The organism is Streptomyces europaeiscabiei (genome assembly GCF_036346855.1).
Lineage (GTDB): Bacteria > Actinomycetota > Actinomycetes > Streptomycetales > Streptomycetaceae > Streptomyces > Streptomyces europaeiscabiei.
Window position 1 is genome coordinate 4,400,055 of sequence record NZ_CP107841.1, and the last position, 22,006, is coordinate 4,422,060.

Annotated in this window: 22 protein-coding genes and 1 tRNA gene; 9 read left to right on the forward strand and 14 right to left on the reverse strand. The window is 71.5% G+C overall.

The genetic code is table 11. From position 1 onward, the window contains the following. Nucleotides 1-52: 52 nt before the first annotated feature. The 4 genes from OG858_RS18940 to OG858_RS18955 all read right to left on the reverse strand — a co-directional run bounded on the left by OG858_RS18940 (nucleotide 53) and on the right by OG858_RS18955 (nucleotide 3,847). Complete coding sequence (locus tag OG858_RS18940; protein ID WP_086748522.1) at nucleotides 53-334, reverse strand: hypothetical protein; 282 nt, start codon at nucleotides 332-334, stop codon at nucleotides 53-55. 101 nt (nucleotides 335-435) lie between these two features. Then, nucleotides 436-1,332, reverse strand: a complete 897-nt coding sequence (locus OG858_RS18945; RefSeq protein WP_086748521.1) for an SDR family oxidoreductase — start codon at nucleotides 1,330-1,332, stop codon at nucleotides 436-438. Next, nucleotides 1,329-2,276, reverse strand: coding sequence for an alpha/beta fold hydrolase (locus OG858_RS18950; RefSeq protein WP_086748520.1), 948 nt, complete (start codon nucleotides 2,274-2,276; stop codon nucleotides 1,329-1,331). Before OG858_RS18950 ends, OG858_RS18945 begins: the two co-directional genes overlap by 4 nt. Then, nucleotides 2,273-3,847 carry a flavin-containing monooxygenase gene (locus OG858_RS18955; RefSeq protein ID WP_086748519.1) on the reverse strand — a complete coding sequence of 525 codons (1,575 nt, stop codon included), beginning with the start codon at nucleotides 3,845-3,847 and terminating at the stop codon, nucleotides 2,273-2,275. The genes OG858_RS18950 and OG858_RS18955 overlap by 4 nt, the downstream gene beginning before the upstream one ends. Nucleotides 3,848-4,003: 156 nt before the next feature. On the opposite strand from OG858_RS18955, the gene OG858_RS18960 reads away from it, so the two are divergent. Further along, nucleotides 4,004-4,681, forward strand: a complete 678-nt coding sequence (locus OG858_RS18960; protein WP_086748518.1) for a MerR family transcriptional regulator — start codon at nucleotides 4,004-4,006, stop codon at nucleotides 4,679-4,681. 32 nt (nucleotides 4,682-4,713) lie between these two features. Here OG858_RS18960 and OG858_RS18965 read toward each other — a convergent pair whose 3' ends face one another. Then, nucleotides 4,714-5,508, reverse strand: a complete 795-nt coding sequence (locus OG858_RS18965) for an exodeoxyribonuclease III (RefSeq protein ID WP_086748526.1) — start codon at nucleotides 5,506-5,508, stop codon at nucleotides 4,714-4,716. A gap of 193 nt (nucleotides 5,509-5,701) precedes the next feature. On the opposite strand from OG858_RS18965, the gene OG858_RS18970 reads away from it, so the two are divergent. Continuing rightward, complete coding sequence (locus OG858_RS18970; RefSeq protein WP_319262340.1) at nucleotides 5,702-6,178, forward strand: GNAT family N-acetyltransferase; 477 nt, start codon at nucleotides 5,702-5,704, stop codon at nucleotides 6,176-6,178. 76 nt (nucleotides 6,179-6,254) lie between these two features. Further along, nucleotides 6,255-6,686 carry a hypothetical protein gene (locus tag OG858_RS18975; RefSeq protein ID WP_086748524.1) on the forward strand — a complete coding sequence of 144 codons (432 nt, stop codon included), beginning with the start codon at nucleotides 6,255-6,257 and terminating at the stop codon, nucleotides 6,684-6,686. Nucleotides 6,687-6,753: 67 nt separating this feature from the next. Here OG858_RS18975 and OG858_RS18980 read toward each other — a convergent pair. From OG858_RS18980 to galU, 7 genes are all read right to left on the reverse strand, one after another. Next, nucleotides 6,754-6,827: transfer RNA gene (locus OG858_RS18980), tRNA-Ala, on the reverse strand. Nucleotides 6,828-6,951: 124 nt separating this feature from the next. Then, a complete protein-coding gene (sepX, locus tag OG858_RS18985) occupies nucleotides 6,952-8,316 on the reverse strand; it encodes a divisome protein SepX/GlpR (protein ID WP_086748516.1) in 1,365 nt (454 codons plus the stop codon). Nucleotides 8,317-8,527: 211 nt separating this feature from the next. Further along, complete coding sequence (locus OG858_RS18990; protein WP_256960419.1) at nucleotides 8,528-9,157, reverse strand: GNAT family N-acetyltransferase; 630 nt, start codon at nucleotides 9,155-9,157, stop codon at nucleotides 8,528-8,530. A gap of 20 nt (nucleotides 9,158-9,177) precedes the next feature. After that, on the reverse strand, nucleotides 9,178-9,717 hold the full coding sequence (locus OG858_RS18995) for a MogA/MoaB family molybdenum cofactor biosynthesis protein (protein ID WP_319319324.1): 540 nt from the start codon (nucleotides 9,715-9,717) through the stop codon (nucleotides 9,178-9,180). Continuing rightward, nucleotides 9,714-10,196 carry a cyclic pyranopterin monophosphate synthase MoaC gene (moaC, locus tag OG858_RS19000; protein WP_086748514.1) on the reverse strand — a complete coding sequence of 161 codons (483 nt, stop codon included), beginning with the start codon at nucleotides 10,194-10,196 and terminating at the stop codon, nucleotides 9,714-9,716. Before moaC ends, OG858_RS18995 begins: the two co-directional genes overlap by 4 nt. An 84-nt stretch (nucleotides 10,197-10,280) precedes the next feature. Further along, nucleotides 10,281-11,603: a molybdotransferase-like divisome protein Glp gene (gene glp, locus OG858_RS19005; RefSeq protein WP_086748513.1), complete on the reverse strand. Its 1,323-nt coding sequence runs from the start codon at nucleotides 11,601-11,603 to the stop codon at nucleotides 10,281-10,283. A gap of 5 nt (nucleotides 11,604-11,608) precedes the next feature. Then, a complete protein-coding gene (galU, locus tag OG858_RS19010; RefSeq protein ID WP_037705530.1) occupies nucleotides 11,609-12,511 on the reverse strand; it encodes a UTP--glucose-1-phosphate uridylyltransferase GalU in 903 nt (300 codons plus the stop codon). 103 nt (nucleotides 12,512-12,614) lie between these two features. Here galU and OG858_RS19015 point away from each other — a divergent pair, with 103 nt between their 5' ends. Next, entirely contained in the window at nucleotides 12,615-13,223 is a 609-nt protein-coding gene (locus OG858_RS19015; RefSeq protein WP_179200985.1) for a 5-formyltetrahydrofolate cyclo-ligase, read from the forward strand. Between the two features lie 60 nt (nucleotides 13,224-13,283). On the opposite strand, the gene OG858_RS19020 is transcribed toward OG858_RS19015, so the two are convergent. Next, entirely contained in the window at nucleotides 13,284-16,079 is a 2,796-nt protein-coding gene (locus OG858_RS19020; protein ID WP_319262335.1) for a penicillin acylase family protein, read from the reverse strand. A gap of 247 nt (nucleotides 16,080-16,326) precedes the next feature. Here OG858_RS19020 and OG858_RS19025 point away from each other — a divergent pair, with 247 nt between their 5' ends. The 4 genes from OG858_RS19025 to OG858_RS19040 all read left to right on the forward strand — a co-directional run bounded on the left by OG858_RS19025 (nucleotide 16,327) and on the right by OG858_RS19040 (nucleotide 21,114). Further along, nucleotides 16,327-17,925, forward strand: a complete 1,599-nt coding sequence (locus tag OG858_RS19025) for a potassium/proton antiporter (protein ID WP_319069144.1) — start codon at nucleotides 16,327-16,329, stop codon at nucleotides 17,923-17,925. Between the two features lie 510 nt (nucleotides 17,926-18,435). Further along, nucleotides 18,436-19,716 (forward strand): MFS transporter, encoded by a 1,281-nt coding sequence (locus tag OG858_RS19030; protein WP_086750576.1) that lies wholly within the window; start codon nucleotides 18,436-18,438, stop codon nucleotides 19,714-19,716. Nucleotides 19,717-19,786: 70 nt separating this feature from the next. Then, the gene (locus OG858_RS19035; protein ID WP_319069146.1) at nucleotides 19,787-20,125 is read left to right on the forward strand and encodes an FmdB family zinc ribbon protein; all 339 of its coding nucleotides are present in this window, start codon (nucleotides 19,787-19,789) and stop codon (nucleotides 20,123-20,125) included. An 80-nt stretch (nucleotides 20,126-20,205) separates the two neighbouring features. After that, a complete protein-coding gene (locus OG858_RS19040; protein ID WP_319069148.1) occupies nucleotides 20,206-21,114 on the forward strand; it encodes an S-methyl-5'-thioadenosine phosphorylase in 909 nt (302 codons plus the stop codon). 155 nt (nucleotides 21,115-21,269) lie between these two features. On the opposite strand, the gene OG858_RS19045 is transcribed toward OG858_RS19040, so the two are convergent. After that, nucleotides 21,270-21,443: a hypothetical protein gene (locus tag OG858_RS19045; RefSeq protein ID WP_319069201.1), complete on the reverse strand. Its 174-nt coding sequence runs from the start codon at nucleotides 21,441-21,443 to the stop codon at nucleotides 21,270-21,272. On the opposite strand from OG858_RS19045, the gene OG858_RS19050 reads away from it, so the two are divergent. Further along, nucleotides 21,388-21,984 carry a hypothetical protein gene (locus OG858_RS19050; RefSeq protein WP_319069150.1) on the forward strand — a complete coding sequence of 199 codons (597 nt, stop codon included), beginning with the start codon at nucleotides 21,388-21,390 and terminating at the stop codon, nucleotides 21,982-21,984. The two genes, OG858_RS19045 and OG858_RS19050, sit on opposite strands and share 56 nt — an antisense overlap. Nucleotides 21,985-22,006: the final 22 nt, after the last annotated feature.

The window sequence follows — 22,006 nt, forward strand, 5'->3', positions numbered from 1 at the left end:
TCCAAGAAGGAGGGTGCCCCACGTTCCGCGTGGCCGAAGCCGAGTCCGGCGACTACACGTCCTGCCGGAACCTGTCTTCCTCGTCCCGCATCAGCCGCTCGGACTGCTCGTCCCGCCGCTGCGCACCGCGCTCCGGCTGGCCGTGCTCTCGCTGCGGCTGACGCTCGCGCTGCGGCTGCCCGTGCTCACGCTGCGGCTGACGCTCACGCTCCGGCTGCCCGTGCTCACCAGGCCGCTGAGCCCGCTCACGCGCCTGCGGCGACTGCCCGGCCTTCTGCTTGGCCTGCTGCTTGAGCCGCTCGGCCTTGTCCTGGAACTGGTCCTTCATGCCCATGTGGTTTCACTCCCGTAGTGGGTGAGGGGATCGGGCCTCGACCAGACAAACACGGGCGGACATTCAACGCATTTCGATCAGTGACGCTCGGTAACGCTCGGTTATCGAGGGCCCGGTGCCCCCACCCCCCGCGTCCGCTCGTCCGCGGCTCCACCGGCCCCCACCAACCCCTTGGACACCCCGCGCAGCCGCGACTCCATCCGCCGCACCTCCCGCGGCGCGAACGTCCCTATGAGCCCGGGGAGATACCCGCGTACGCCCTGCATGCCCCGCAGCCACCACTGCCCGTACACATGGCCGGCCCGCCGCTCGATCCCGGCGACGAGCCGGTCCACGGCCGGCCCCAGCGGATACGTCTTGCCGGCCGGCCACGGCAGCCGTTCCCGCAACTCCCGCAGCGCCTCGTCCTTGTCGGCGCCGCGCACCATGTCCGTGTCGGTCCAGGACAGATACCCGACCCCTACACCCACGCCCTGATGCGCGACCTCGGCACGCAGACAGTGCGCGTACGCCTCGACGCCGGACTTGGAGGCGCAGTACGCCGTCATCATCGGCGCCGGGGTGATCGCGGCGAGCGAGGCGATCTGCAGCAGATAGCCCCGGCTCTCGATCAGCGCCGGCAGGAACGCCCGCCCGGTGACGGCCGATCCGACGAGGTTGACCTCGATGACGCGCCGCCACGAGTCCGGGTCGGAGTCGACGAAGGGCCCGCTGTTGGCGACGCCCGCGTTGGCGACGACGATGTCGACCCGCCCGAACCGCTCCTTGACCTCCTCGGCGACCTTCGCCATGGCCTCGTGATCGGTGACATCTGCGTGCCAGTACGCGCTGTCCCCGTACAGCCGTTCCGACGCCCGCTTCAGCTCGTCCGGTTCGAGGCCGACGAGCGCGACCCTCACCCCACGCGCCGAGAGCTTGCGCGCGAGGAGTTCCCCGACGCCCCGCGCGGCCCCGGTGACGACCGCGACCCGCCCCTCCAGGATGCTGCCGTTGCTCATGCGCCCGCCTCCTCCAACTCGTCCCGCCCGGTCGTCGCACACCTCGTCGTGTACGCCGTCACGAGCTCGCGTATCCGGGCGGTGACCGCTTCCGGCGCCTCCACCGGCGCCATGTGTCCGACCCCGGTCAGCTCACTCACGCCCACGCAGTCGGGCAGCGCGGCGGCCAGCGCCCGCGCGTGCACGGGTGGGGTCATCCGGTCCGCGGTGCCCACGACGACGGCCGTCGGCACCGTCAACTCCTGTATGCGGTGGTCGAGATCGAGCGAGGCGAGGACATGCGACCAGGCGTGGCGCACCCTGGCCGGACACGCGTGCACGATCCGTGCGCACGCCTCGACCATCACCGGCGACGAACCGGGTCCCATCGTCGCGTACTTGAGGATCCGCCGGGCGACCGGCGTGACCGGCCCGAGCGGCGCCCGCGAGCCGAGGATCTTCCGCGTGAGCCAGGTGCGCACGCGCCCCGGACGCATCGGCACGACCAGCGACTCGGCGACCAGCTTCGAACTGCCCGTGCTGCACAGCAGGACCGCCGCAGCGTGCTCCCGGAACCCCGGCCGTCCGGCGGCAGACATCAGCGTCATCCCGCCCATGGAGTGCCCGGCCAGCACCGCCCCCTCGCCCGGCGCGAGCGTCGCCGCGAGCACCGCCTCCAGATCGTCGGCGAGGGCGTCCGCGCTGCACACGGCGGAGGCGGGGCTGCGGCCGTGGCCGCGCTGGTCGTAGACGACGACCCGGTGGTCGACGGCGAGGTCCCGGACCTGCGCCGCCCAGTACGCCGTCGAACACGTCCAGCCGTGCACCAGCACCACCGCGGGTGCGCCCTCGGGTCCATGCACCTCGACGTGCAGCCGCGCCCCGTCGGCGGACACGGCCGCCAACTCCCTCGCGGCGACGGGCGGCGCGTAGGGTCCGTGCTTCACATGGGTCAGTCGGGTCACGCTCCGGCCTCCACCTTCGCTGTGTCGGCCTTGCCGGCCGTCTCCTCGTTCTCCGTACCCGGCCGGGCCGCCCGCAGCACCGCGTACTCGCTCAGATCGACCCGCCGGGTCGCGCCCCGGAACTCGGTCGTCGTGCCCGGCCAGACGGTCGTGTTGCGGCCGTTCGCATCGAGGTACCAGCTGGTGCAGCCGCCGGTGTTCCAGACCGTGCGCTCCATGCGCTTCTGGACCCGCTGGTTCCAGGCCGCCACGGCGGCGGGCCGGGCGTCGAGGGCGACCCGGCCGCCCAGCACGTCCAACTGCCGTACGAAGTCCGCCATGTAGTTGAGCTGGGACTCGATCATCAGGATCATGCTGGAGTTCCCGAGGCCCGTGTTGGGCCCGATGATCGTCATCCAGTTCGGGAACCCGGCGGCCGACGCCCCGCGCAGCGCCTGCATCCCGCTGTCCGACCAGGCCTCGGCGAGGGTGCGGCCGTCGGCGCCCACCACCCGGTCGGCGATGGGCATGTCGGTGACGTGGAACCCGGTGCCGAAGACGATCGCGTCGACCTCGGCGGCGGACCCGTCGGCGGCGACGAGGGTGGAGCCGTCGACCTTGGCCAGCCCGGAGGCGACCACGTCGACGTTCGGCCGGGTGAGCGCCGGATAGTAGGTGTTGGACAGCAGGATGCGCTTGCAGCCGATGCGGTAGTCGGGGGTGAGCCGGGCGCGCAGCTCCGGGTCCCTGACGGTCCGGGCCAGGTTCCGCCTCGCCACCTGCTCCACCAGGCCCAGCACCTTGGGGCGCTTGGTGAAGGCCTGCACCTGCAACTCCCGGATGCCCCACAGCAGTCCGCGCCGGGCCTGCGCGGTGAACGGCAGCTGCCGGTGCAGCCACCGCTCGACGCCGCCGATGCCCCGGTCGACCCGGGGCAGCACCCACGGCGGCGTCCGCTGGAAGAGGGTCAGCCGGCCGACCTCGGGCTGGATCGCCGGCACGATCTGGGCCGCGGAGGCCCCCGTACCGATCATCGCGACCCGCTTGCCGCGCAGGTCGTAGCCGTGGTCCCAGCGGGCGGAGTGGAAGACCTTGCCGGGGAAGGAGCCGAGCCCCGGCAGCTCGGCCTCGGTCGGGATCCTCGGATCGGACAGCGGCCCGGTCGCGGAGACCACGAAGTCGGCGGACAGCGACCCGCTGCTGGTCTCGATGTCCCAGCACAGCCGCTCGCCGTCCCAGGCCATCCTCAGCACCTCGGAGTCGAAGCGAATGTGGGACCGCAGCCCGAAGACATCCGTCACATGCTCCAGATAGGCCCGGATGTGCTCCTGCCCGGAGAAGGCGCGCGGCCACTCGTAGTCGGTCGCGAACGAGAACGAGTACAGATGGGACGGCACGTCACAGGCGCACCCCGGGTAGTCGTTGTCCCGCCAGGTGCCGCCGACGGAACCGGCCCGCTCCAGGACGACGAAGTCGGTGATCCCCTCGCGCCGCAGCCGCACGGCCGCCCCGAGCCCGCCGAACCCGGACCCGACCACCGCCACCCGCACATGCGGCCCCTGCTCCCGCCGCCCCTGACCCTGCTCGGCCATCCGGTACCTCCACGCCTCAACGCGTGCGCACACCGCGTTCGCACCTCATGTCCGCGCCAGTAATCACTGGCGCAGTGGGAGCGTAGGGCAGGACCGTACCGATGGGTAGGGGTCAGACACTCTGGAGTTACCAGCGGTACGACATAGGCTGCGCGCGTGGCAGAAGACGGCGAGCGACGCGAGTACCGCATGGAGGAGCTGGCCGGGGAGGCCGGCATCACCGTACGCACCCTGCGCTTCTACCGGGAGCGCAAACTGATCCCGCCGCCCCGCCGCGAGGGCCGTATCGCCTGGTACGACGACACCCACCTGGCCCGGCTGCGCACGATCTCGGCGCTGCTGGAACGCGGCCACACGCTCAGCGGCATAGCCGAGCTGGCGGAGGCCTTCGACCAGGGCCGCGACGTGGGCGAACTGCTGGGCCTCGGGGACCCCACCGAGGAGGTCCCGGTCCGCCTCTCCCCCGAGGAACTCGCCGACCACTTCGGCGACCAGGCGACCCCGGAGAACCTCGCCGCCGCCCTCGACCTCGGCTACCTCGCCACCGACGGCGGCGAGATCGTCCACATCAGCCGCCGTCTCCTCGACGTCTCGGCCGCCCTGGTCCGCGACGGCGTTCCCCTCGCCGACGTCCTCGCCGTCGGCCGCCGCGTACGCGAACACGCCGAGGCCCTCGCCATCCTCTTCACCGACCTCGTCCTCACGCAGCCGGGCCGCACCCCCGAAGACCTCCACCGGCTGCGCCCCCTGGCGAAGAGCGTGGCGGAGGCGGAACTGTCACTGGCGCTGGACCGGCGGTTGCGGCAGACCGGAGCGGGCGATCAGGGGCCGTAGCCGGGATCGGCCCCGCGGTCGACCCCGGTGCGTCAGAGGTCGTAGACCGCCGTCACCGGCGCATGGTCCGACCACCGCTCGGCGTGTGTCGCGGCCCGCTCCACGAACCCCTTGACCGCCTTGGCGGCGAGTCCGGCCGTGGCCACCTGATAGTCGATCCTCCATCCCGAGTCGTTGTCGAAGGCCCGCCCCCGGTACGACCACCAGGTGTACGGTCCCTCGACGTCGGGATGCAGGGCGCGCAGGACGTCGACGTACGCCCCGTCGCCCTCGTCGAAGACCTGCCCGAGCCAGGCCCGCTCCTCCGGCAGGAACCCGGAGTTCTTCTGGTTGGCCCGCCAGTTCTTGAGGTCGGCCTGCCGGTGGGCGATGTTCCAGTCGCCACAGACCACGACCTCGCGCCCGTCGGCGGCGGCCCGCTCCCGGAGCTCCTTGAGATAGGCGAGGAACTCTCCCATGAACCGGACCTTCTCGTCCTGCCGCTCGGTCCCGACCTCTCCGGAGGGGAGGTAGAGGCTGGCGACGGTGACGCCGGGGAGGTCGGCCTCGACGTACCGCCCGCTCCCGTCGAACTCGGCCGACCCGAAGCCGACCTGGACCCGGTCGGGCTCGCGCCGGCTGTAGAGCGACACTCCCGCGCGCCCCTTGGCGGCGGCCGGGGCGTGCACGACGTGCCACCCCCCGGGCTGCCGCACCCCCTCCGGCAGTTGCTCCGGCTCGGCCCGCACCTCCTGCAGGCACACCACGTCCGCCGAGGTCCCGGCGAGCCACTCCACGAAGCCCTTCTTCGCGGCGGCCCGCAGCCCGTTCACATTCACAGAGGTCACAGTCAGCACCCGGGCACGATACCCGCACCTTGGACGGAGTCCAGATTCTGACGAAGATCACACCGGACCGGGCGCGCTGGACGGGCGCACCGGGCGGGTACACCGGGCGGGCGCACCGGGCGGGTACACCGGATGGATACGCCGGATGGATACGCCTTGGGCGTCGGTGATGCATAGATGTACGATGCGCGGCATGATTATCCGCCGCGTAGCCTTCGACCACCCCGACGCCGTCAAGCTGAACGACGAGGTCCAGGCCGAGTACAGCGTCCGCTACGGCGACGACGGCGACGCCACACACATGGACCCGGAGCACTTCGTACCGCCGGCGGGGCTGTACCTGATCGCCTACGACGAACACGGCAGCCCCCTGGCCACGGGTGGCTGGCGCACCCAGGACGCCAACGACGAGGACTACCAGGACGGGGACGCCGAGATCAAGCGGATGTACGTCACGCCCGAGGCCCGAGGCCTGGGCCTGGCCCGCCGCATACTCGCCGAACTGGAGTCCGACGCCCGCGCCGGCGGCCGCACCCGCATGGTCCTCGAAACCGGCGCCAAGCAGCCCGAGGCCGTGGCCCTCTACACCTCCAGCGGCTACGCGCCCTGCGCGAAGTTCGGCTACTACCGCTTCCACGAACTGAGCCTGTGCTTCGCGAAGCCCCTCTGACCACACCCTGCGCCCCGCAACCCCGGGCACGTAAATCCCGGTGCCCGTGACGGCGTCGGCCGCCTACGGTGTTCCGGTGACGAAGAACAACCGTCTACGCCGTCTCGTCGTGGGCGACACCACCTGGCACTGGACCGTCCGCCAACTCCCCCACCCGCGACTTCGCGGGAGCGAGAGGGACCCCCGGCGCGTGGCCCGCGACCACTGCCGTCTCAAGCTGTCCCTCTACCCGGAGGGCCCCCGGCGCCGCCGCCTGGTCCTGCTCTTCGGCCCGTCCGAGGACCGCACCGTCTCGAACTGCTACTTCGACTCCGGCGCCCTGGTCCGCCGGTCCGACCACACCTATCTCAACCTCCACGAGCCCGGCACGGTCCGCCGCCTCCTGGACGCCGCCGCCCCGGACCTGGACCTCGACCCGTCCGCCCGGACGGTCGAGGTGGACGGCTGGCCGTACTTCGACGCGATCACGGTCCCGGAGCGGGCGACAGGCGCCGACGATCCGTCCTGACAGAGCATCGTCCTGACAACACGTCAGAGCCCCCAGTGGTGATCACCACTGGGGGCTCTGAGCTGCGTGGACCTGTGGGGATTTGAACCCCAGACCCCCTCGATGCGAACGAGGTGCGCTACCAGACTGCGCCACAGGCCCTTGCAACGAGTGAAACTCTAGCATCCCGATCGCGGTGCTCGGAAATCCGTATCCGAGGGGCCGGCGAGCGGCCCGCGGCCGGCTCGTGGCTGGTCAGCGGAGTGGGAGATCCGGGGCCGCGAGGTCACTCGTTGGCCGCTCGGGGACGGTCGCCGTCCTCGTACTGGTCGAAGAGCGGCGTACGCCCCCGCTCGCGGGAGCGGCGTGCGGACGCGGCCCGGCGGGCGTCGGAACGGCCGCCGTCGGGAGCGTCACCCGCGTCGTCCCCGTCGGCGTCGTCCGCCCGCTCCTCGCCACCGCGCTCCCCCTGCGGCTCACGCCCGGAGGCGTGCGCGGAGTTCGACGGAGCGCCCGACGAGCCGTGCGGGTCGGCCGCGCTGGAGCGCGCGGAGCTCCACGCGTCCGGTGCTCCGAGGTCGACCCCGGACGTGGCCCGGGGGGCGACCGGGGCGGTGACGTACGTCGGCAGCGGCACGGGGACCGGGTCCCAGCTGTCGCCCTGGCCGGGCCGCCGCTGGCGCTCACGCTGCTGGTCGACCCACTCGGCGTGGTCGGTCTGCTCCACGAGGGCGCGGCGGTCGGCCGCGAGCCCGGCCAACTCGGCCCGGTTCTCCTCGTTCTCCGGTCCGTCCTCCGGCTCGTCGGTGTCCACCGGGTCCGGCATCGGGCGCCGCCGCTGGGGCTGCCGCTCCCGCAGTCGCTGCGCCGCCACCTCGGCCTGCCGCCGGTCCATCGTGTACGCGAACCGCTTCAGCTCCTGACGGCGCAGATGCGCGATGTACGTGCTCAGCAGGACCGCCGGTACGGCCGGCGCCCACAGGAAGGCGAGTCCGCCGACCGCCGCGACGACCGCACCCAGCGTGAAGGCGAAGAAGAGCATCACCGTCGTACGCCGTCGGCGCGCGAGCACCTTCAAGCGCTGGGCCCGCGCCTTGGCCTCCGCCGAGTCGCCCCGGCGTGCGCCTGTCGTCTGCTTGCCCGGACGCTTCGCACGTGCGGGGGCGGGGACTTGGGCCGCACTCTGCCTGGCGGACGGCGCGCCCTGCTTGGCGGACGGCGCACCGGCCTGTTTGACCGACGGGGCACCGCCCTGCTGGGGCACCGGCTTCGCCTGCGCCGCCGGTTTCCCCGGCTGCTGCGCCTGCTGGCCCTGTTGCTGGCCCTGTTGCGGTGACTCACCCCGCTCCGCCGGCAGTTGTGCCCTCGTGTGCTCCCGGTGCGGGGGCATGGCGAAGGCCCGGACGTCCACCGAGTCGGTGACGCCGCCCGGTTCGGCGCTGGGCTCCCCCTCTTCGGTGGAGCGCGCCCGCAGGTCCTTGGCGTATCGGCGCTCCATCCCCGCCCGGCCGGAAAGCAGCCGGATGGCGGTGCTGAAGCGTTCCGTCGGACGGGCTTCGTTCAGCTCGTCCTGCCTACGGAGCCACATCGGCACCAAGTAGGCGGCCCAGGCCCCGACGATGACTGCGTAGATGAGGCCGCTGCTGCTCACGCCTCACACGGTAGAGGGGTTTGCGTGAGGCCATCCGCCAATTGAGCCGGTGTGTCGCACGATCCGGCTGATATTTCGAGCTTTTTTTGTGACCGATCCGATCAGCAGGCCACCGAGAGCGCGAAATTAACGTGCCGGGAACGCCTCAACTCGTTCAAGCCGATCGCCACTCGGTCATCGCTCGGACATGCTTTTCGAACATACATTTCATTTATTGGGGCTGTCCGGGCTTGCCCACGTCGGAGCCCGCGTTCCGCGCCCGTTCCCGCTGCCAGCGGCCGAGCAGCCCTTCGGGGACCTCTTCGGCGGTGAGCGCGAAGACGAGATGGTCGCGCCAGGCTCCGTCGATGTGAAGATATCGTGGACGAAGGCCTTCCTCGCGGAATCCGAGTTTCTCCACAACCCGTCGGCTGGGCCGATTCTCGGGGCGAATGCAGACCTCGACGCGGTGCAGTCCGACGGTCCGGAAGCAGTGGTCCACGGCGAGCGCGACCGCCGTCGGCATGACCCCGCGCCCGGCGACCGACTCGTCGACCCAGTAGCCGACGTGGCCGGAGCACATGGAGCCCCAGGTGATCCCGGCGACGGTCAACTGCCCCACCAGCCGCCCCTGGTGCTCGATCACGAACGGCAGCATCCGGCCCGCGTTCGCCTCCGCCCGCAGATGGCGGACCATCTGACGGTACGTCGGCCGGTGCGCGATGGGCCCGCTGGGCGTGGGCGGCGGAATGGTCGCCTCCCAGGGCCGCAGCCAGTCCCGGTTGCGCCGGTTGACCTCGCGCCAGACGCGCTGGTCACGCATCTTTATGGGCCGGAGGACGACCTCGCCGTCCACCAGCACCACGGGCCAGGATGGGCTGTTCAGCTCGCACCCCCGTGGCTGGGTCTGGGGTGGTCCCCGCCGCGGAGCTGGTCGACGGCGTGGGTCAGCAGGGGTTCCAGTACGGCCAGGCCGTCCCGTACCCCGCCGGTCGAGCCCGGCAGATTGACGATCAGTGTCCGGCCCGCGACTCCGGCGAGGCCCCGGGAGAGCGCCGCCGTCGGCACCTTGTCCCGGCCGTACGCCCTGATCGCCTCGGGGATGCCGGGCACCTCGTGGTCGAGGACGGCGCGGGTGGCCTCGGGGGTGCGGTCGGTGGGCGAGACGCCGGTCCCGCCGGTCGTCACGATCACGTCGTATCCGGCGTCGACGCCGGCCCGCAGCGCGGCCTCCACGGGGTCGCCGTCGGGCACGACCCGGGGGCCGTCGACGGCGAAGCCGAGCGCCCTGAGCCCGTCGGCGACCAGAGGCCCGCCCCGGTCCTCGTAGACCCCGGCGGCGGCCCGGTTGGAGGCGGTCACGACCAGGGCGGCGTACGGCGCGGTGAGGGCGCTCCCGAGCGGCGGTTCCACCGGCCTCATGCCCGGCTCCAGTCGCCCGACTTGCCGCCCGTCTTCTCCTCGACGCGGACGTCCGTGATGACGGCGCCCTTGTCGACCGCCTTGACCATGTCGATCACGGTGAGGGCGGCGACGGAGACCGCTGTGAGGGCCTCCATCTCGACGCCCGTGCGGTCCGTGGTCTTCACGGTGGCGAGAATCTCGACGGCGTCGTCAGCGACCGACAGATCGACCTTGACGCCCGACACCGCCAGCGGATGACAGAGCGGGATGAGGTCGGGGGTGCGTTTGGCGCCCATGATCCCGGCGATGCGCGCGGTGGCGAGGGCGTCGCCCTTGGGCACCCCCTCGCCACGCAGCAGTTCGACCACCGTGGGTGAGACCAGGACCCGGCCGCTGGCGCGGGCGGTGCGCGCGGTCACGTCCTTCCCGGAGACGTCGACCATGCGGGCGGCGCCCGCCTCGTCGATGTGGGTCAGTCGGTCCTGCGGCGTACTCATGGTGGCGTGGCGCTCCCGGTCGGGGCCCGTCGCGGTGCGGCGCGCGGTCCGTTGTGCGCGACACGGTACGCCACCCCCGACGGTTCAGCCGAGCAGGACGACCTCGACCTCCGTACCGGGTTCGACCGACTCGGTGCCCTCGGGGATCACGATCAGCGCGTCGGCGTGCGCGAGGGCCGCCACGAGGTGCGAACCGGCACCCCCCACGGGGGTGACCTCGCCGTCGGCGTAGGTCCCGCGCAGGTACTGCCGGCGTCCTGCGGGCGAGGTCAGGGCCTTGGGTGCCTGGAGTGTCGCCGTGGTCGTCGGCCGGTGCACGTCGGTCAGGCCCGCCAGGGTGCGGATGGCGGGCCGGACGAAGATCTCGAAGGAGACGTACGACGACACCGGGTTGCCGGGGAGGGCGAGCAGCGGGGTGTGGTCGGGGCCGATGGTGCCGAAGCCCTGGGGCTTGCCGGGCTGCATGGCGAGCTTGCGGAAGTCGATGCCGGCGCCCTCCTCGTCCTCGTCCCCGACGGACTCCAGGGCCTCCTTGACGACGTCGTACGCGCCCACGCTGACCCCGCCGGTGGTGACGACCATGTCGGCGCGGACGAGCTGGTCCTCGATGGTGGAGCGGAGGGTCTCGGCGTCGTCGGCGACGGCGCCGACGCGGTAGGCGATCGCGCCCGCGTCCCGGGCGGCGGCGGTAAGGGCGAAGCTGTTGGAGTCGTAGATCTGGCCGGTGGCCGGGGTCTGGCCCGGCGGGATCAGTTCGCTGCCGGTGGAGAGCACGACCACGCGCGGGCGCGGGCGTACGCGCACCGAGGCGCGGCCGATGGCGGCCAGCAGCCCGAGCTGGGGCGGGCCGAGGATCGTCCCCGCGGCCAGGGCGCGTTCACCGGCCTTCACGTCACTGCCCTTGGCGCGCACGTGCGCGCGTGCCTCGGCGGAGCGGTGCACGGCGACCTGGCCGGTGGCGCCCTCCGGGTTCGCGCTGCGGGCGCGCATCCCCGAGACGGGTCCCTCGCCGAGGCCGCCGTCGGTCCACTCCACCGGGACGACAGCCTCCGCGCCGGGCGGCAGGGGGGCGCCGGTCATGATGCGGGCGGCCTCGCCGGGGCCCACGTGGGGCTGCTCGGCCTGGCCCGCCGCCACGTCCCCGATCACCGTGAGCACGGCCGGGAACTCCTCGCTCGCGCCCGCGACGTCCGCGACGCGTACCGCGTACCCGTCCATCGAGCTGTTGTCGAACGGCGGCAGCGAGACCGGCACCGTGACGTCCTCGACCAGGACGCAGCCCTGGGCGTCGAGGAGTTGCAGCTCGATGGGTTCCAGGGGGCGGACGGTGGCGAGGATGTCCTCCAGGTGCTCGGTCACCGACCAGAGGTGGTCCGGTCCGGTGGTGCGGGTCGCGGCGGTGCTCAACGTGGCTACATCTCCTCGGCAACGTAAGTGCGAAGCCAGGTCCGGAAGTCCGGGCCCAGGTCTTCACGTTCGCATGCGAGTCTGACAATGGCACGCAGGTAGTCGCCACGGTCACCGGTGTCATAGCGGCGTCCCTTGAAGACGACGCCGTGCACGGGGCCGCCGACCTTCTCGTCCGCCGCGAGCTGCTGGAGGGCGTCGGTGAGCTGGATCTCACCGCCGCGGCCCGGCTCGGTCCGGCGCAGTACGTCGAAGATCTGCGGGGCGAGGACGTAGCGGCCGATGATCGCGTAGTTCGACGGGGCGTCGGCCGCCTCCGGCTTCTCGACCATGCCCGTGACCTTGACGACGTCGCCGTCCTCCGTGGCCTCGACGGCCGCGCACCCGTAGAGGTGGATCTGCTCCGGTGCGACCTCCATGAGGGCGATGACGCTGCCGCCGCTGCGCTCCTGGACCTCGACCATGCGCTGCAGGAGCGGGTCGCGGGGGTCGATCAGGTCGTCGCCGAGGAGGACCGCGAAGGGCTCGTCGCCCACGTGCGGGGCGGCGCACAGGACGGCGTGGCCGAGGCCCCTGGGGTCGCCCTGGCGGACGTAGTGCATGGTCGCGAGGTCGCTGGACTCCTGGACCTTGGCGAGCCGGTGGGCGTCGCCCTTCTTCTGGAGGGCGGACTCCAGCTCGTAGTTGCGGTCGAAGTGGTCCTCCAGGGGACGCTTGTTCCGGCCGGTGATCATCAGGACGTCGTCGAGGCCCGCCGACGCGGCCTCCTCCACCACGTACTGGATCGCCGGTTTGTCCACCACCGGCAGCATCTCCTTGGGAGTCGCTTTGGTGGCCGGCAGGAACCGGGTTCCCAGACCCGCGGCGGGGATGACAGCCTTGCTGATCCTGGGGTTCGCCTCACTCATGGGCGGAACCATATCCGGCGTCTTTGTGCGGAATCTGTGGCTCCGATGAATTCGTTCTCATATGAGCCGATTACGAAGAATACTGGAGCTATCTGTGAGCCGGATGGGACCTGAACCGGAGCTTTCCAAGCGAATGTTGCGACGAGAGCTCCTCCTGGTGAGGAATGGGTTGACGCCGGATGACGTCCGGAAAACGACGGGCGCCCTTGCGGGCCGGGCCCTCGATCTGGCCGAACTGGCCCAGGCGCGCACGGTCGCGGCGTACGTCTCCGTAGGGAGTGAGCCGGGCACCCGCGCGCTCCTCGACGCACTCCGCGCCCGAGGCGTGCGCGTCCTGCTGCCGGCCCTGCTCCCCGACAACGACCTCGACTGGGGTGCCTACGACGGAGAGGCCTCCCTCGCGCGCGTGCGGCACGGGGGCGGCCGTATGGCGCTCCTGGAACCCGTCGGCGAGCGGCTCGGCACGGAGGCCGTGACCACCGCCGACGTCGTCCTGCTGCCGGGCCTCGCGGTCGACGCGCGCGGGATGCGCCTGGGGCGGGGCGGCGGCTCGTACGACCGCGTCCTGGCCCGCCTGGAGCGCGCGGGCGCCGACCCGGCCCTGGTGGTGCTCCTGTACGACTCGGAGGTCGTGGACCGCGTCCCGGAGGAGCCGCACGACCGCCCGGTGCACGCGGTGGTGACCCCGTCGGGGGTACGACGGTTCCGGTGACCGGACGCGAAAGCGGCCTCCACGCACGCGTGGGGGCCGCTTTCCGTGTTCAGACGGGCGTCACGGTTTCAGCAGCAACGTGTCGCTCGTGGTGCTCTCGACCGCCTTGTCGGAGAACGACCACGTCAGCAGCTCGCCCTTGACCCACTTGTCGGTCTGGTCGGTGTAGTGCGCGTTGTACGCGTGCCCGGAGGCGCCGGTGAGGTTGATCCACTTGGACTTGTCGAGGTCCCCGAGGTTCACCACCATGCGCATCGAGGGCACCCAGACGACCTCGTAGCCGCCCGCCGCGTTCCAGCCGGTGGCGTTGACCGTGGCCTCGCCGCCGCCGAGCTTCCAGGGGCCGCGGTTGAGCATGTACTGGAGGAACCCGGGGCCCTCGGTACCGAGGGTCTGGTTCTTCAGGAACAGGCGGTGCAGCCGGCCCCAGCTCCAGGTGTCGATGTCCTTGCCGAGCTTGGCGGTGAGCTCCCAACGGGCGTCCCGCATGGCCCGCTTGAACAGCTCGTCACGGGTGTCGGCGGCTTTCTGGGTGCGCGTCGCCGGGGTCGACCACCAGTCGTTGTCCTCGTCGTCGATGATCCGGCGGACCACCTCGAACCAGCGGTCGCCGCCGTCCGGCTGCGCCTGGTCCGCGTCGCGCCTGCCGCACTCGCGCACCCGCCGGTCCTCGTCGGCGGGCCCGGTGGCGTCGACCGGCTCGACCGACAGGCACTGGCCCTCGACGCGCAGTTCCTTGGGCAGTTTGTTGCCGAAGGCGAGCTTGAGGATGTTGCGCCAGACCGAGTTGAAGTACGCGGCGGCCGCCGAGTCGGCGTCCTGGGTGTAGTCCCAGCCCTCCAGGAGCTTCTGCGCCTCGCGGATGTACTTGTCGTCCACGTCGATCTTGAGCAGCAGCGGCACCAGCAGCTTGGCGATCTCGCTGCTGTTGTCCATCTGCATCTGCCGCATGTCGTCGGTGGAGATCTTGCCGCCACCCTTGATCTTCGACTCGATGAGGCTGGTGATCCGCTGCGCGCGCGTGCCGTAGCCCCAGTCCCTGGTGAGGGTGTACGGGTACTTGTCGTCGACGACGGCCTGGTTCGCGGTGACGATGTAGCCGCGCTCCGGGTCGTACTCGTACGGCAGCTCGTCCTGGTCGATGTAGCCGGTCCACCGGTACCTGGTGTCCCAGCCCGGCGCGGGCACCGAGCCGTCGCCCTTGCCCCGGGTGGGGATCTTGCCGGGCAGCTGGTAGCCGATGTGGCCCTCGGTGTCGGCGTAGATCAGGTTCTGCGAGGGGACGTCGAAGAGGGCGGCGGCCTCGCGGAAGCCGTCCCAGTCCTTGGCCCTGTTCATGGCGAAGACGGCGTCCATGGAGGTGCCGGGGTCGAGCGCGGTCCAGCGCAGGGCGATGCCGTAGCCGTCACCGCGGTCGGGAGCGTCCTGGCCGACCGTGGCCTTCTTGCCGACCTGGACGAGTTCGCTGCTGCGGTCGGACAGCAGGGGGCTGTTGTCCTGGGTGGTGCGGACGACGATCTTCTTGGCCGTGCCCCCGGCGACCTCGATGGTCTCCTCACGGGTCTCGAACGGCAGGACCTTGTCGCCGTACTGGTAGCCGTCGCCGGTGAGCTTCTCCAGGTAGAGGTCGGTGACGTCGACGCCGGAGTTGGTCATGCCCCAGGCGATGTCGGCGTTGTGGCCGATGACCACGCCGGGCATGCCCGAGAAGGTGTAGCCGGAGACGTCGTACCGGCACTTCGCGGAGACGGCCTTGCAGTGCAGGCCCATCTGGTACCAGACCGACGGCAGCGTCGCCGAGAGGTGCGGGTCGTTGGCGAGGAGCGGCTTGCCGGTGATGGTGTGGTCGCCGGAGACGACCCAGGAGTTGGAGCCGATGCCGTTGCCGTTCACACCCACGGCCTCGGGCAGGTCCTCCAGGACGTTGTAGAGGCCGCCCAGCTGGGTCTGGAGGGCCGAGGAGTCCGTGGAGGTCCCCGCAGTGCCGACGCCCGTTCCCGTGCCACCCGTGCCCTGCGTGGAGCCCTCGGTGCCCTGGCCGGCGCCCTCGCCCTGCGTCGACCCGGACCCGTCCGACCAGGTCTTGGTGAGCTCGTCGTACGCGCCCTCCTGCACGATCGTCTCGTTGCGGTCGTACGGGTACTGCGGGTACAGGTCGGCGATCTGCTTGGGGCCGAGGCGGCTGGTCATCAGGGCGCGGTCGATCTCGTCCTGCATGTTGCCGCGCAGGTCCCACGCCATCGCCTTCAGCCAGGCGACCGAGTCGACCGGGGTCCACTCCTCGGGCTTGTAGTCGTTGGCGAAGCCGAGGGCCGCGTACTCCAGGGAGATCTCGTCGCCGTCCTTGCCCGCGAGGTAGGCGTTGACCCCCTTGGCGTACGCGTCGAGGTACTTCCTCGTCTCGGCCGAGAGCGTCTTCTTGTACTCCTCCTCGGCGATCCGGTGCCAGCCGAGGGTGCGCAGGAACTCGTCGTTCTCCACCTGCCCCTCGCCGAACATCTCCGAGAGGCGGCCGGCCGTCATGTGGCGGCGCACGTCCATCTCGTAGAACCGGTCCTGCGCCTGGACGTAGCCCTGCGCCATGAACAGGTCCTCGTCGGAGGAGGCGTAGATCTGCGGGATTCCATAGCCGTCGCGCTTGACGTCGACCGGTCCCGACAGACCGTCCAGGGATATCGAACCCTTGGTCTGGGGGAAGGAGGCGCGCACGGTGGAGACGGACCAGAACGCCCCGTAGCCGACGCCACCGATGATGGCCAGGACCAGGACGATCAGGAGAAGACGGACTTTGCGCCCCTTCTTCCTGCCGGACTTGCCTGACTGCTGGCCGGAGGAGGCGGGATTGTCGGTGGGCATCGCTGTCCTTGCTGTCCTAACACGAGCGGCAGGTCGGGCTGTGCTTTGTACTGAACGCTGGAGCAACCATAGGCGCAGGGCCCGACACGACTTGACGCGGAGTCGGGAACTGGCGCGGACGGCCGTTCGATCTTGCCCTCGCAAGCGTCAAGAAATCGTCAAGAGTTAGGTAAGGTAACGAAGTACTTGCACTGACGTAACCGCAACCGCACGGTTTCCGTGATCGGCTGCGCATGCCCACACGCGCGTGTGCCCCGCATCCAGTGCTCGGCATCCCCCATCGGAACCACGTGCGGTTCGGCGAGAAAGGTACGGCCCTCTGACTGTCCACGACCTCAACCAGCTCCTGCTCGTCTGCTCGCTCGTCCTGTTGGTCGCGGTCGCCGCGGTCCGGATCTCGTCGCGCAGCGGGCTCCCCAGCCTGCTCGTCTACCTGGGCATCGGCATCGCCATGGGCCAGGACGGCATCGGCGACATCCACTTCGACAACGCCGAACTGACCCAGGTCATCGGCTACGCGGCCCTCGTCGTGATCCTGGCGGAGGGCGGCCTCGGCACGAAGTGGAAGGAGATCAAGCCGGCCCTGCCGGCCGCCAGCTCACTGGCGCTGGTCGGAGTCGCGGTGAGCGTCGGCGTCACGGCCGCGGGTGCGCACTATCTGATCGGGCTGGAGTGGCGACAGTCACTCATCATCGGCGCGGTCGTGTCCTCCACGGACGCGGCGGCCGTCTTCTCCGTGCTGCGCAAGATCCCCCTCCCCGCGCGCGTGACGGGCACCCTGGAGGCCGAGTCCGGCTTCAACGACGCCCCGGTGGTCATCCTCGTCGCCGCGCTCTCCATGGCCGGTCCGGTCGAACACTGGTACGCCCTCATCGGGGAGATAGCGCTGGAACTGGCGATCGGCGCCGCCATCGGGCTCGCCGTGGGCTGGCTGGGTTCCTGGGGCCTGCGGCATGTGGCGCTGCCCGCCTCCGGCCTCTACCCGATCGCCGTCATGGCCATCGCCGTCGCCGCCTACGCGGCCGGCGCGCTGGCCCACGGCAGCGGCTTCCTCGCCGTCTACCTGGCCGCCATGGTCCTCGGCAACGCCAAGCTGCCCCACTGGCCGGCCACGCGCGGCTTCGCCGAGGGGGTCGGCTGGATCGCCCAGATCGGCATGTTCGTCCTGCTCGGACTGCTGGTCACCCCACACGACCTGGCCGACGACATCTGGCCCGCACTCGTCATCGGCCTGGTGCTGACCATGGTGGCGCGACCGCTGAGCGTCGTCGTCGCGCTGACGCCGTTCCGGGTGCCGTGGCGTGAGCAGACACTGCTGTCGTGGGCCGGGCTGCGCGGCGCGGTGCCCATCATCCTGGCGACGATCCCCATGGTGAGCGGCGTCGAGGGCAGCCGTCGGATCTTCAACATCGTCTTCGTGCTCGTCGTCGTCTACACCCTCGTCCAGGGCCCGACGCTGCCCTGGCTGGCCCGCAAGCTGCGCCTGGGCGGCTCCGGCGACGAGGCCGCCGACCTCGGCATCGAGTCGGCGCCCCTGGAGCGGCTGCGCGGCCACCTGCTGTCCGTCGCCATCCCCGAGAAGTCCCGCATGCACGGCGTCGAGGTCAACGAGCTCCGGCTCCCCCCGGGCGCCGCCGTCACCCTCGTCGTCCGTGACGGCAAGTCCTTCGTGCCGCTGCCGACCACGGTGCTGCGACGCGGCGACGAACTGCTCGTCGTCGCCACGGATCCCGTCCGGGACCAGGCCGAACGCCGCCTCAGGGCCGTCGGCCAGGGCGGCAAGCTGGCCGACTGGCTGGGGACGGGGAACGGGAAGGGGAACAGGAAGGGCGGGGCAGGTCGCTGACAGGCTCCGGGGTGGGGCACCGGGCCTCCGGGGCAGGTCGCTGACAGGCTCCGGGGTGGGGCACCGGGCCTCCGGGGCAGGTCGCCGACGGGCACCGGGGTGGGGCGCCGGGCCTCCGGGGCAGGTCGCTGACAGGCTCCGGGGTGGGGCGCCGGGCCTCCGGGGCAGGTCGCCGACGGGCACCGGGGTGGGGCGCCGGGAGCCTCCGGGGCGGGGCGTAGAGAGCCTCCGGGCGGGTCGTTAAGAACAGGTTTCACGCTGTTCACGCCCTCCGGAATCGGAGGCACGGCCGTCCATGGTGCTCGCTTTCACAGGTGACCCCGCCAGTCTCCCCTGTACGATGAAGGCGCACTTGATCGGACCAACTCTGCCTGACGCAGAGCTGGCGCGACCGTATGGCGGTCGGGACGCCCCTCGCAGTGGGCTCCGGCATCTACCGCAGTAGCGCAAGAGGACAGCTCTCGGCGCCCCCCGCACGGGCGCGCTACCAGGCGGCGGAAAGGCACGGCCGTGGCATCCACGGTCACCTCGAACACCTCGAAGACGTCCCGCCCGGGCTACGGGCAACTGCTGCGCACCCGCGGCGCGTGGACGTTCCTTCTCCCCGGCTTCGCGGCACGTCAGCCGTTCGCCATGCTGACCATCTCCATCGTGCTGCTGGTCCAGCACACCACCGGCTCGTACGGGGCGGCCGGCGCCGTGGCCGCCGCCACCGGTGTCTCCATGGCGGTGTTCGCGCCCTACAGCGGCCGTCTCGCCGACCGTCACGGTCAGCGGGCCGTCCTGATCCCCGGCATCCTCGTCCACGGGGCGGCGGGCCTCTCCCTGACGGCGCTGGCCCTGATGGACGCCCCCTTGTGGGCGCTGTTCGTCGCCGCCGTGCCGACGGGAGCCTCGGTGCCGCAGATCGGCCCCATGGTGCGGGCCCGCTGGGGCGTCAAGCTCCGCAACTCGCCCCTGATGAGCACCGCCGCCGCCTTCGAGTCCGTCACCGACGAGCTGACCTTCGTGCTTGGCCCGCTGGTCGCGACCGCGCTCTGCACCGCCGTGCACCCGGCCGCCGGCCTGCTCACCGAGGCCGGGCTGACACTGATCGGCGGCCTGCTGTTCGCCGCGCAGCGCGGCACCCAGCCCAAGGTCGTCTCCATGGCGCACGCGCGCGTGGAGCACGTCTCCGCCCTGTCCGTCCCCGGGGTACGCGTCCTGATCGTCACCTTCCTGGGCATCGGCTCCGTCTTCGGCGGCATGCAGGTCTCGCTGGCCGCCTTCTCCGAGTCGATCGGCGAGCCCGGTCTCAACGGCGTTCTGTACGGCGTCTTCGCCGCCGGCAACATGCTCTCCGGCATCGTCTGCGGCGCGATCGCGTGGAAGGTGGGCCCTCAGCGGCGCCTGGTCGTCGGCTACGCGGCCCTCGCGCTGGCGGCCTCCGCCCTGTGGACCGCCGACTCCGTGCTCGTCCTCGCCACGCTCGGCCTGCTGGTCGGCATGTGCATCGCCCCGGCCCTGATCACCGGCTACACGCTGGTCGACTCCCTGGTCCCGTCCGGTGCCCGTACCGAGGCCTTCACCTGGCTGACCGGCGCGGTCGCGCTCGGCCAGGCGGCCGCCGTCACGGCCGCCGGACAACTGGAGGACCGGCTGTGGACCGGCGCCGGATTCCTGGTGCCCGCGGCCGGTACGGCACTGGCTCTTGCGACACTGTTGGCGCTGCGTACACGGCTGGTGGGCAGGCCCCGGAGCCGTACCGTCGCGCGTGTCGTCGGTCACCGAGTGCCGGTGACAGTGGACTGATCCCGGGGGAATAGGTCAGTATGGACCGTCGTTAGCACTCATCGAGTGAGAGTGCCAGGAGGAAGAGCCAGTGCCGACGTACCAGTACCAGTGCACCGAATGCGGTGAGGGCCTCGAAGCGGTGCAGAAGTTCACCGACGACGCCCTGACCGAGTGCCCCGCCTGCAACGGCCGCCTCAAGAAGGTGTTCTCCGCGGTCGGCATCGTCTTCAAGGGCTCCGGTTTCTACCGGAACGACAGCCGCGGCTCCTCGTCGAGCAGCACCCCGGCGACGTCGAAGTCCTCGGCGGAAGCGAAGTCGTCCTCGGACGCGAAGTCCTCCTCGTCGTCTTCGTCGTCTTCGTCGTCCTCCGACTCGAAGTCGTCGTCCTCGGGCTCCTCCTCCACCAGCAGCACCTCGGCCGCATAGCGCCTCCGTCCGGGACCCCGCCGTCGCACGACGACCGGCGGGGTCTTCGGCGTCTCTCCCGGCCCGGTTAGGGTGCGGGCATGGCGAACACGGAGCACATGGAGAACGGTGTCGGGCCGGCGGTCGGGGCGGGCACGGCGGACGGCACGGCAGGGACGGACCTCGCGGAGATCGGCGTCATCGGAGGGTCGGGCTTCTACTCGTTCCTCGACGACGTGACCGAGATACAGGTCGACACCCCCTACGGGCCGCCCAGCGACTCCCTCTTCCTCGGCAAGATCGCCGACCGCCGGGTCGCCTTCCTCCCGCGCCACGGCCGCGGCCACCATCTGCCGCCGCACCGCATCAACTACCGGGCCAACCTGTGGGCCCTGCGTTCCGTCGGGGCGCGCCAGGTGCTCGGCCCGTGCGCGGTGGGCGGTCTGCGGCCGGAGTACGGACCGGGCACGCTCCTTGTCCCGGACCAGCTGGTGGACCGCACGAAGTCCCGCGCCCAGACCTACTTCGACGGCCTGCCGCTGCCCGGCGGCACCATCCCCAACGTCGTCCATGTCTCGCTCGCCGACCCCTACTGCCCCGTCGGCCGCAAGGCCGCCCTCGAAGCGGCGCGCGGGCGCGACTGGGAACCGGTGGACGGCGGCACCCTGGTCGTGATCGAGGGCCCCCGCTTCTCCACCCGCGCCGAGTCCCTGTGGCACCAGGCCCAGGGCTGGTCCGTGGTCGGCATGACCGGCCATCCCGAGGCGATCCTCGCCCGCGAACTGGAGCTCTGCTACAGCTCCCTGACCCTCGTCACCGACCTCGACGCCGGCGCCGAGACCGGCGAGGGCGTCTCCCACGAGGAGGTCCTCCAGGTCTTCGCCTCGAACGTCGACCGGTTGCGCGGGGTTCTCTTCGACGCGGTCGCCGCCCTCCCGCCGAACGACAGCCGCGACTGCCTGTGCACAAAGGCACTGGGTGGGATGGACCCGGGGTTCGAACTGCCCTGACGGTGCGGCCCCGTCGGCCCGTCCGGTGCGGGGGTGAGGGAGCAGCCGGGGCGGAACTCCTCGTTCGGGTGGTGGGGTTTTCCACAGTCGGCGGGTAGTCCACAGGCCTCAGCGGGCTCCGCCGCGAAGCCTCATCGTGGGACCGCAAGCCGATCTCACACAGCAGGTGGTGGCCCCATGTCCCGTCGCTCGCCCTCTCCCTCGCCCTCGGCCTCTCCCTCGTCCTCGGCCTTTCCCTCGCCCTCGGCCTTTCCCTCGTCCTCTCCTTCGTACTTGTCCACGCCGACGTCCACGTCCGCGCGCTCGTTCACGTCGCCGTACTCGTCCACGCCCGCATCCGCGCGTCTTCCCTCCTGGGCCGCCGGCCCACCCGGCACCGACGCGCCTCCCACCTGCGAGGTCCCGCACTTCGCCCCGCTACGGGTACGCGGCGGCGCACACCGGCTCCGCCGCCTCGCCCGCTGCCGAAGGCGAGCGATGGCCGCCGGCCTGGCGGTGACCGCCGCCGCCCTGTTGGCGACGGGAGCGGGGCCGAGGGAAGCCGGACGGGTCAGGGGCCACCCCGTGGCCGACCCGGTCCCCGAACGCCCCACCACTGTCGAGACGGTGACCGCGCCGGTCCGGATCGCCGACGGCGCCACGGTACGGCTGCTGCGCCCCGGCGACCGCGTCGACGTGATCGCGGCCGAGGAGTCCGCGACGGGCGCCGGCGCCGCACGGGTCGTCGCACGCGGCGCCCGCGTGTCCAAGGTGCCGACCGCCAGTGCCACCGAGAGCGGAGCCCTGGTCGTCCTGACCGTGCCCCGCCGCACCGCGGCCCGGCTGGCCGGCGCGGGAGCCACGTCCCGCCTGGCGGTGACGCTGTGGTGACCGCGAGCCCCGGCGCGGGTAC

Excerpts from the sequence above, each read along its gene's own strand:
- OG858_RS18940 (WP_086748522.1), bottom strand. The coding sequence starts at position 334 with ATGGGCATGAAGGACCAGTTCCAGGACAAGGCCGAGCGGCTCAAGCAG.
- OG858_RS18945 (WP_086748521.1), bottom strand. The coding sequence starts at position 1,332 with ATGAGCAACGGCAGCATCCTGGAGGGGCGGGTCGCGGTCGTCACCGGG.
- OG858_RS18955 (WP_086748519.1), bottom strand. The coding sequence starts at position 3,847 with ATGGCCGAGCAGGGTCAGGGGCGGCGGGAGCAGGGGCCGCATGTGCGG.
- OG858_RS18970 (WP_319262340.1), top strand. The coding sequence starts at position 5,702 with ATGATTATCCGCCGCGTAGCCTTCGACCACCCCGACGCCGTCAAGCTG.
- OG858_RS18995 (WP_319319324.1), bottom strand. The coding sequence starts at position 9,717 with ATGAGGCCGGTGGAACCGCCGCTCGGGAGCGCCCTCACCGCGCCGTAC.
- moaC (WP_086748514.1), bottom strand. The coding sequence starts at position 10,196 with ATGAGTACGCCGCAGGACCGACTGACCCACATCGACGAGGCGGGCGCC.
- galU (WP_037705530.1), bottom strand. The coding sequence starts at position 12,511 with ATGAGTGAGGCGAACCCCAGGATCAGCAAGGCTGTCATCCCCGCCGCG.
- OG858_RS19015 (WP_179200985.1), top strand. The coding sequence starts at position 12,615 with ATGGGACCTGAACCGGAGCTTTCCAAGCGAATGTTGCGACGAGAGCTC.
- OG858_RS19020 (WP_319262335.1), bottom strand. The coding sequence starts at position 16,079 with ATGCCCACCGACAATCCCGCCTCCTCCGGCCAGCAGTCAGGCAAGTCC.
- OG858_RS19040 (WP_319069148.1), top strand. The coding sequence starts at position 20,206 with ATGGCGAACACGGAGCACATGGAGAACGGTGTCGGGCCGGCGGTCGGG.